At 35.8% G+C, this 10,424-nt stretch carries 7 protein-coding genes; all 7 read left to right on the forward strand.

Annotated elements, in window-relative coordinates; all coding sequences use genetic code 11:
* Window positions 1-1,335, forward strand: a 1,335-nt coding sequence (locus tag Q0800_RS01910; RefSeq protein WP_299127129.1) for a glycoside hydrolase family 3 C-terminal domain-containing protein, incomplete at its 5' end; no start/stop codon positions are given.
* 34 nt (window positions 1,336-1,369) lie between these two features.
* Window positions 1,370-2,377, forward strand: coding sequence for a T9SS type A sorting domain-containing protein (locus Q0800_RS01915; RefSeq protein WP_299127130.1), 1,008 nt, complete (start codon window positions 1,370-1,372; stop codon window positions 2,375-2,377).
* 17 nt (window positions 2,378-2,394) lie between these two features.
* Window positions 2,395-3,981: a sulfatase gene (locus tag Q0800_RS01920; protein ID WP_299127132.1), complete on the forward strand. Its 1,587-nt coding sequence runs from the start codon at window positions 2,395-2,397 to the stop codon at window positions 3,979-3,981.
* A 175-nt stretch (window positions 3,982-4,156) separates the two neighbouring features.
* Window positions 4,157-5,026 (forward strand): T9SS type A sorting domain-containing protein, encoded by an 870-nt coding sequence (locus tag Q0800_RS01925; RefSeq protein ID WP_299127133.1) that lies wholly within the window; start codon window positions 4,157-4,159, stop codon window positions 5,024-5,026.
* A 93-nt stretch (window positions 5,027-5,119) separates the two neighbouring features.
* Window positions 5,120-5,434 (forward strand): L-rhamnose mutarotase, encoded by a 315-nt coding sequence (rhaM, locus tag Q0800_RS01930; protein WP_299127134.1) that lies wholly within the window; start codon window positions 5,120-5,122, stop codon window positions 5,432-5,434.
* A gap of 103 nt (window positions 5,435-5,537) precedes the next feature.
* Window positions 5,538-7,991 carry a BNR-4 repeat-containing protein gene (locus Q0800_RS01935; protein WP_299127135.1) on the forward strand — a complete coding sequence of 818 codons (2,454 nt, stop codon included), beginning with the start codon at window positions 5,538-5,540 and terminating at the stop codon, window positions 7,989-7,991.
* A 159-nt stretch (window positions 7,992-8,150) separates the two neighbouring features.
* Window positions 8,151-10,424: BNR-4 repeat-containing protein (locus Q0800_RS01940; RefSeq protein ID WP_299127137.1), on the forward strand; the 2,274-nt coding region annotated here is incomplete at its 3' end.

The raw sequence follows: 10,424 nt of genomic DNA on the forward strand, positions 1-10,424 counted from the left end.
AAGTCAGCTATCTTAGGTTTAAAGGCTGGCGTTGATATGGACTTAGTTATAGGAAAAAATGTTGACCTATCTGCCTATCATACAACAGTATTGAAAGATACGCTAACACAGAATCCTGATTTGGTAACCTATATCGACAAAGCAACATCGCGTATTTTAACCGCAAAATATAAATTGGGTCTATTTGATGCAGAACCAAAAGAGATTGACACCAAAACTGTAAATGCTGGTAGAAAAGAGCATCAAGAATTTTCATACGAAATGGCAAAAAAAGCCATGATTTTATTGAAAAATGACAATAATTTATTGCCACTAGATATCAATAACATTAAATCGTTAGCAGTAATCGGACCTAATGCTCATGAAGAACAACCAGCAAAAGGCACCTATTCTTTACTAGGAGGTTATTCAGGATTACCACCATTTTACACGTCAGTTTTAGAAGGCCTAACAAGTAAAACTGAAGGCAAAGTAAAAATAAACTACGCTAAAGGTTGTGATTTATTGAGTAATTCTAAAGAAGGATTTTCGGATGCTATTGCAGCCGCAAAAAAGTCAGATGCTGTTGTGCTTGTAGTTGGTGGTTCGCGCAAGACAGGTGGTGAAGGTGCAGATCGTTCAAATTTAGATTTGTATGGTGTTCAAAATGAATTGGTTGAAGCCATCCACAAAACAGGAAAACCAGTTATTGTTGTTTTAATCAATGGACGACCTCTAACGATTAACTATATAGCAGAAAATATACCTTCTGTGCTTGAAACTTGGTATTTGGGCATGCGTTCTGGCGATGCGATTGCCGATGCTATTTTTGGTGACACCAATCCTGGAGGTAAACTTACGGTGTCTTTTCCTCGCGATGTAGGTCAGGTACCTGTAACGTACTTAGAACGACCAGATTTTATAGGTTCTGGTAAAGGCTTATATAAAGATGCAGATAAATCACCATTGTTTCCGTTTGGTTATGGGTTGAGTTATACCACTTTTGAGTATGGTACACCAAAACTTGAAAGTGCCACAATTAATGCAGACGGCTCAACTACGGTTTCTGTAGAAGTTACAAATACAGGACAAAGAGAAGGCGATGAAGTGGTGCAAATGTATGTTAGAGATGACTACGCTTCAGTAGGACGTTATTTAAAATTACTAAAGGGTTTTAAGCGTATTACCTTAAAACCAGGAGAGACAAAAACAGTCAGCTTTAATTTAGGTTTTGATGAGCTTAATATTTTAAATCAAGACATGAAAAAAGTCGTAGAACCAGGAACATTTACAATTTCCGTTGGAACCTCTTCACTAGAGGATGATTTACAAAAAGTGACTCTAAAAGTTAAATAATGCAGAGATAATTAGGTTCTAATATCATAAAAATATGAAAAAAAACACATTAAAAATTGCGCTTCTGTTTCTACTTTCAATAGTAGTCAATCAGACGTTTTCTCAAACCGCAGCCTGCGATGGTACATTACCTTTTGAAGAGCAGAACGGCCTTTTAACTATAGAGATGGAATCTGGTGACTTACCTGCAGGATCAAATTGGCAAACTGCCAGTGAGGCTGATCCTAATTTAGCTGGGTCAACCATAAACTACATTTTTTGGGACGGACCACAGTCTTTTAATGCCTTAAGTGGTGCGCCAATTACTTACAACATTAAAATTAATAATCCAGGGACTTACAGACTTGCTTGGCGTGGACGTATTGGCACTGGTACGTCTGGTGGAGAACACAATGATGCCTGGCTTCGTATAGTTGCTGATGACTTTTATGCGACTAATCAAAACAATGCAATGGCTACTCCTCAGCTAGAGCCAAGACCTAGTTGTAGTACTAATACAGATAGAGGTTGTCCTGCAGGTTCTAGTACTGGTGGGTTTTTCAAAGCCTTTATGAACAGACACCCTGTAAATCTTCCTGTTGAAGAACGTTGGGGTTTTGTAACCAACACAAACGATGGTAGTTCGTTTAGGTTTATATGGGCCACGTTTAATGCTCCAGGTAACTATTCCGTAATTGTCGATGCTAGGTCTAATTTCTTTTTTATGGATAAAATGGTATTGCGCAGAACGGATGTTTCGGATGGCACAGCATTTAATTTAAACAATCCAGAATCTGCTTGTGCAAGTACTTTATTTATAAATGATGTAGACAGACCAAAAACAAAAATGTACCCCAACCCAACAAAAGGTAGAATAGAGATTAGCAACTTACCTATCAATTCAAGTTTAACTATTTTTAGTCATACTGGTGCTATCCTTAAGGAAATACATACAACAAAAACATCCGAAATTATAGATATCAGTGATTTAGAAAGTGGGATTTATTTTATATCTAATGCTCATAAAACCAATCATTTTGTTAAAAAGATAATTAAACTATAACCAACCAAAATTTTAAGTTGATTAAGATTTTTAGAAGTTTACTGTTACTAACTGTAATTCTTTTTTTTAGTTGTAGAAAAGAGAATGCGACTAAACATAGTAAACCCAATATTCTTTTCATTCTAGTTGATGATTTAGGTTACCATGATTTAGGTGTTACTGGCAGTACATTTTATGAAACACCGCACATAGACCAATTAGCAAACCAATCTATGCAATTTACCAATGGTTATGCAGCGAGTCGTGTTTGCAGTCCATCGCGAGCCAGTATCATGACAGGGAAGTTCACGGCGCGCCATGGTATTACAGACTGGATAGGAGCTAAAACAGGTGAAGATTGGCGCAACCGAAATCGTCATGACAAATTATTACCAGCTCAATATGTGACGCAATTACCAAAAGAAGACGTCACCATAGCAGAAGCCTTAAAGCAACATGATTATAAAACCTTTTTTGCAGGAAAGTGGCATTTAGGTGGTGAAGGGTCTTACCCAGAAGACCATGGTTTTGATATTAATATTGGAGGTATTGAAGCAGGTTCGCCAAGAGGAGGTTTTTTTTCACCTTGGAACAATCCTAAACTACAAAACAAGGAGAACGGAGAAAACCTTTCGATGCGATTAGCTCAAGAGACCTCTAATTTTATAAAGCAATATAAAGATTCTACTTTTTTTGCCTTTTTATCCTTTTATGCTGTACATGCACCTATTCAAACTACCGAAGGAAAATGGCGTAAATACAGAGATAAGGCTGATAGTATAGGGATTACTGAAAATGGTTATGCAATGGAACGCGTCTTACCCATTCGTCAAGTACAAGATAATCCTATTTATGGCGGCTTAGTCGAAACTATGGATGATGCCGTAGGGTTAGTTTTAGAAACTCTTGAAGCTAATGGATTGGTGGAAAATACTATTGTGGTTTTTACGTCAGATAATGGTGGAGTCGCCTCGGGTGATCACTATACGACAAGCAATTTACCTCTAAGAGGAGGAAAAGGTTACCAATGGGAAGGTGGCATAAAAGAGCCTTTCTTTATAAAAGTCCCATGGTTGAATAGCGCAGGTGTTAGAACTAATTATCCAGTTATTGCAACGGATTTTTATCCCACACTTTTAGACTTAGTAAATGTACCGTTAAATAAAAAGCAACATATAGATGGTATAAGTCTTAAGCCTTTATTAAAAGGTGAAAAATTAAACCTAAACAGACCAATATATTGGCATTATCCGCATTATGGAAATCAAGGAGGAGAACCAAGTTCGGTCATTCAAAAAGAGGGTTGGAAGTTAATTCATTATTGGGAAGACGGCCATCAAGAACTCTATAAATTACCATCAACAGAGCATGATACTTTAAATGTCATTTCTAAACATTCAGAAATAGCTAAAAATCTTAGTGATAATTTAATGTCATGGTTAAAAGGAGTTAATGCCAAGTTCCCAACCCAAGATCCTGAATACGATGCGTGGAAAGCCGAAAATAGAAGGCAAAATACCATAAATAATAACTGGCCGTCATTAGAAAAGCACAGAAAGGAAGTGCTTTCCAAAGATTTTCAACCTAACCAAACTTGGTGGAAAAGTAAGGTTGATATGGATTGATTTACTATAATGAGTTAGAGGATATATAAGAATACTTATAACAAAACAATTTAGGCTCAATTTTAACAGGATAGTGCAGGATAGAATTTTATATTTTATGGACTAATATTGAAATTAAATTGATCCATAATTAATATTTTTAACCAAATTCATTAATTAACAAAAAACAACAAATATGAAAAAAATTACTTTAAAGATTAGTGCATTTTTACTTTTGGCCATGTCGGCGTTTCAAGTAAATGCTCAGAATTGTCCTGAACTATTCATTGACCCAGGTGTTTATAAACTTGCAACATGCGGTGTGTCTGGAAGTGAACTTTTTATCACCATCAATGGTTCTTCGGGTCAGTTAGAGTGGGCTGATGAAATAACAACAGCACCCGCTGAAGCAACACAACTTTGGACTGTACAAGACCATGTAATGCCAGCAGGCAGCGGCTTTGTACAACTTACAGCAGACCTTTCTGCTCTTAGTGCTGGTCCTTGGACTATGATTGTAGATCAGTCATCTTATGATGGACCTGGAGATTCAGATGGTGTAGTTACAATTACTGCTAGAATGGGTGATCCCATAGCTGATACCATGGATCCAAATTACGAATTTGACCAGTTTCAAAGAAGAAAAGCGACTGGTTGGACAGGTGCTGGAAACAATGCGTTGTTTGCGAAACCTCCGGGACAAGGAAATTTTAGATATAGTGTAGCACCAGCGGCAGCAGGTGACCCAGTAGTGTTTAACGATGGAGGTACAATTAACGATATTCGTTATATTTTTGTTGAACCATTAAGCACTGAAGAGTTCGATACCAGTTCAGTTTTTATTTCTAATCCTGTAAAAGATGAATTGTCAATTGAGGGCTTAAATCAAAGTATTAAGCAAATTTCTATTTATGATTTACTTGGAAAACAAGTTATCTCTAGAAATTTTTCAGAGGACACAACGTCAACTAATTTAGATGTAAGTTCATTAAATACTGGCTTATACATTGTAAAGTTAGAGGGAGAAAATGGTGCTAGCTTAACTAAAAAAATAGTGAAGCAATAAGTTTCATAACTTATTAAATCACTCTAAGATTATCCTATCTTTTACTTAAAAGGTAGGATAATTTTTTTATAATATGATTAAAAAGTAGTTCTAATGCAAAGACTAGCGTTTAAAATGAAGCTCAATAAAGGACAACGAGAAGCGTATAAAAAACGTCATGATGAATTATGGCCAGAACTTAAAGCACTTTTAAAAACTAATGGTGTTAGCGAGTATTCTATTTTTTTGGACGAAGAAACACATACGCTGTTTGCTTTTCAAAAAGTATCTGGAGAAGGAGGATCTCAAGATTTAGCAAATAATCCTGTCGTAAAAAAATGGTGGGATTTTATGGCGGATATTATGAAGGTAAATCCAGATAATTCACCAATATCTATACCTTTAGAAGAGGTGTTTTACTTGGAATAGATGTTTTAACTATTTCTCAGGATAGGTCAGGATACTATTTTACAGTTTTATAATTATATTTATCGAATTCTTCAAGTTTGAAGAAAAAAGAAAAAGAAAAAGCATGAAAAAAAATACGCTAAGCATTAAGCTTATAAAAAGAAGCTTTGGCCTTCTTCTCACGTTGTGCGTTGTTCAACTTCAGTTTGCACAAGTCGTTTTAGAAAATGAAGTACATATCACTGATTTTGGTTTACACTTTAATGGCAGCAAAGTGCCAAATACATCAGCTGATAACGGAAGTACTACTAATTATGATTATGTTTTTGGACGAAACATTTCTGCACATGGCGATTGTATAAAGACTTACGGAGATTATGTGTTTATGACTTGGTATCGTGGTGGAAAAACAGACAGACATGTTATGTTAACGCGATACAACACCGTTACTGGTACCATGGCGACTATTGAGTTTCCGCATACGCACACAGGTTTCCAAAATAAATGGTGGTTAGGCGAATCTCACAATACTATTGCTGTTGGAGTAAGTCCTATAGACGGCACCATACACTTATTGTACGATATGCATGCCTATAGTGCTTCAAGACCATCAAATGGGAGTTTAGCTAATGATTATTTTAGATATTCCTACTCAATTGCAAATACAGCATCGCTTTCTGATGCAGAATTTACCTTAGATAAATTCGTTCAAAACGGAAGTGGTGGTTACAAGCATTTAAAGCTAACCGGTAACGAAAATCAAAACGAATTTGATGGATTAACCTATCCATCTTTTTTTCTAAACGATGCAGGAGAACTTTTGATGAACATGCGCGAAGGTGGTCATACAAATGGTAAGTATAAATTTACTGCGTATAACGCCAGTACAGGTACATGGTCTAATTTTACGGATTTTAATGCATTAAATGCAAGTAGCCAACCAAGTATTGACTATAATTGGGGACTCTATGGTAGTTTAAAGTACGTTAACGGTAAATTACGTATTGGTTTCCAACGACGATCTGCTAATAGTAATGATGAGTTTCAATTGCAGAACGGAGTGTATTATGCGTATTCTGATGATCAAACAGGTGCGTCTGATTGGAAAAATCACGAGGGTCAAAGTTTTAGCCTACCACTGTACGATGCTGACTTTATAAAAGTTATTGAACCGGGCGATTATGTGCAAACAACCCAAACTGATCAAGTTTACATCGTACAAGGTTTCGATTGGACGGTTACCGATAATGGTGATATACACATTATTAGCAGAGTAAGAGATAACGAATTTAATGTCACTAAGAATTTGCATACTTATAAACCAGCTGGTGCGACTGATTTTATAACCTCAGAAAATTTTTCTGGTGCGGATGCTATTTACACTGCTGGAGATGATGTCTTTATTATTGGTTTAAGTAATGGTAGGGTTAAAGTTGAAAAAACGGCAGGAGGTACCAATAATTTCACCACAGTATATCAGGCTACATCAGGTAAAACATTTGACCATGGACGTGTACACATAAATAATGGTAAGTTGTATTATTACATGATGGAAAATGCCTCAGGTAGTGCGCAACCATTATATCTTCAAATTATAGATTTAGATATTGTACAAGAGCCTTTTAGAGTGTCGCTAACATCACCATCTAATGGTGAAACTTATGATATAGGAGAAACTATTCAAATCTCAGCAGATGCTGTTGATGAAAACGGTAGTATCTCTAAAGTAGATTTTATGGTCAATGGTTCATTCTTTGCAGAAGATACTACGGAACCATATAGTGTGGATTGGTCAGCAGTTACAGAAGGTTCTTATACCGTTCAAGCTACTGCGTATAATGCAGCTAACGAAACTGTTTCCTCTTCGGAAATTACGGTTAATTGGGAAATAGATGATCCAAATGATTTAACAGGTGATGTTTACCGCATCAAGAATTTCGTCACAGGAAAGTACTTACATTCCGTAGGTGCAGATGTCTTAGAGGCTGACGATGGCACTAATGTATCTTCTGGTGATAAGGAATGGGAATTTGTGCAAGCAGGTAACTTTTATAATATTGAAAGTAAAAGATCGGATCGTGGTATTTTAAGAGCTGCTGGTAATCCGGCAAACGATGTTATTAGTACTGGTTTTTCGGCACCAAGAGAAGATTCCGATAAGCAGTTCACCGTCATTTACAACAGCGGCGATAATACATATCAATTTCAAACTCGAAATGGTTCAAACTACATATACCATAATGCTAATGGTATTATTGAACACGTTGGCAACACAGACGATAGATCTAAATGGATTGTAGAATCAACAACGCTCAGTACTCCTGAGGTTGAAGCTGATGTTTTTACGGCAAAGATATTCCCTAATCCAGCTGAGGATGCATTTACAATTCAGTTAAATAGTGTCCATAAAGCCAATGTTATAATTTACAATATGCTTGGTAAAATTGTGTATCAAGATACTATGGATTCTGATAGAATAGATATTAAAAATAACGGTCAATTTAAATCAGGTTTATATTTAATAAAAATCACTGATGATAATCAAAGGGTCTTTCATTCAAAACTGGTGATTAAATAAAATTTGGAAATAATTTATTATCAAAGAAGCTAGAGACTTGTATGTTCTCTAGCTTTTTTATTTGTCTGAAGCCTAAACTGTTATATTGAATTCACCTTATAGTACAGGATAGTTTAAAGGTATCTTGCTTGTAATTTTAAGTGTTTATATTTTAAAACTATGAAAGAAAAATACTTTAAGACATGTTTGCGTATCAAATATTCCTTTCTACTTTTATCATTAACTACTTATTTTATTTCTGCTCAGGTAGTTTTAGAAAATGAAATTGAAGTTACAGATATCGCTTTGCACTTTGATGGTGTACAAGTAAATAATGAATCTGCACCAAATTCAACTACAGGTTACGACTATAAATTTGGGCCACAAATTTCTGCGCATGGAGATTGTATAACTACTTATAATGAATATGTGTTTATGACATGGTATAAAGGTGGTAAAGCTAATAGAAATATGATGCTAACCCGTTATAATACCATTACAGGAACTATGGCTACCATTGAGTTTCCGCACAAACATACAGGTTGGCGTAATATATGGTATATTGGTGAATCTCATAATACCATTGCTGTAGGTGTAAGCCCTTTAGATGGAACCATTCATCTGCTTTTTGATATGCATGCTTATACCAATACGAGACCATCTGACGGAAGTTTAAGTGATGATTATTTTAGATATGCATATTCTATTGCAAATGCAGCTTCTGTGCCTGATGCAGAATTCACTTTAGACAAATTTGTTCAAAATACGAGTGGTGGTTATAAGCATTTAAGTTTAAACGGTGTTGAAAATTATGGTGCATTTTCTGAGCTTACATATCCACAATTTTTTCTAAATAATCAAGGAGATTTGTTTTTTTCGATGCGAAAGGGCTCAAGCTCAAATGGAGGTTATCACTTCGCAAAATATGATGCGGCTACGTCCACTTGGTCAGATTTTATAAAGTTTGCAGATAAAAATGCTAGTAATTTTGGTCAAGATTATAATTGGGGCATGTATGGAAGTTTTAAATATGTAGGAGGAAAAATTAGAATCGGTTTTCAGCGACGATCTGGAAATAATACAGATAAGTATCAGTATCAAAATGGCGTGTATTATGCGTATGCTGATGATCAAAGTGGTGCCACTAATTGGAAAAACCATGAAGGTACAAGTATTACTTTACCGCTACGTAACGCTGATGAGATAAAAGTTATGGAACAAGGAGATTACGTACAAACGACCCAAACTAATCAAGTTTACATCGTACAAGGATTTGATTGGACCGTTACCGAGAACGGAGATGAACACATCATTAGTCGCGTTAGGGATGACGAATTTAATGTAACCAAGAATTTACATACTTACAGACCAGCAGGTGCTACGGATTTTATTACTACAGAGAGTTTTTCGGGCGCAGAAGCCATCTACACGGCTGGGAATGATATATTTTTAATTGGTCTAACAAACGGTCGCGTTAGAATACAAAAAGCTGCAGGTGGCACTAATAATTTTACAACGGTATATCAGCCTACAACAGGTAGAACCTTCAGACATGGTAGAGTTTATATAGCGGATGGTAAATTGTACTACTATTTAATGGAAAGTGGGCATTCAGATGATACAAGACCATTGTATTTACAAATCATTGATTTAGATATCATTCAAGAACCATTTAGAGTATCATTAACGTCGCCCTTTAACGATGAAACTTATGACTTAGGTGAAACAATACCCATTTCTGCAGATGCAATCGATGAGAATGGAAGTATTTCTAAAGTAGCGTTTTTGCTTAATGGTGCGTTGTTTGGAGAAGACACTACTGCTCCATATACTTTAGATTGGACACCAGATACAGAGGGTGCTTACGATATTCAGGCTGTAGCCTATAATGCAAATAATGAAACTGTAACGTCTAACGAAATCACTGTTAATATAGAAATAGATGATCCGACAGATTTATCAGGCGATATTTATAGATTGAAAAATTTTGTAACTGGAAAATACTTAATGTCAGATGGTTCTGCTGTTGTTACTAGTGACACGGGAGATGGTGTGGTAAGCGAATGGGAATTTATAGCTTCTGGCTCAGGTGATTATTACAATATCGATAATGGTGATAGAGGCATCCTAAGATTTACGGGAGGTTCAGCAGGTACCATGATAAGCACAAATTTTACTCCGCCTAGGGTTGATGTTGATAAAATATGGACGGTTATTCCTAATGCAGATGGGACTTATACTTTTGAAACTAGAAACCTAAATAGATACTTGTATCACAATTCTGATAATACAGTTATCCACTCTGCAAATAATGACAATAGAGCCAAATGGCTAGTAGAGTCCATAACATTAAGTACTCCAGAAGTAGATGTTGACCCATTTTCAGTAAATATTTTTCCTAATCCAACTGAGGATGCGTTTACGATTCAGTTAAATAGTGTCAATAAAGCTAGC

This window comes from uncultured Winogradskyella sp. (assembly GCF_937958655.1).
Lineage (GTDB): Bacteria > Bacteroidota > Bacteroidia > Flavobacteriales > Flavobacteriaceae > Winogradskyella.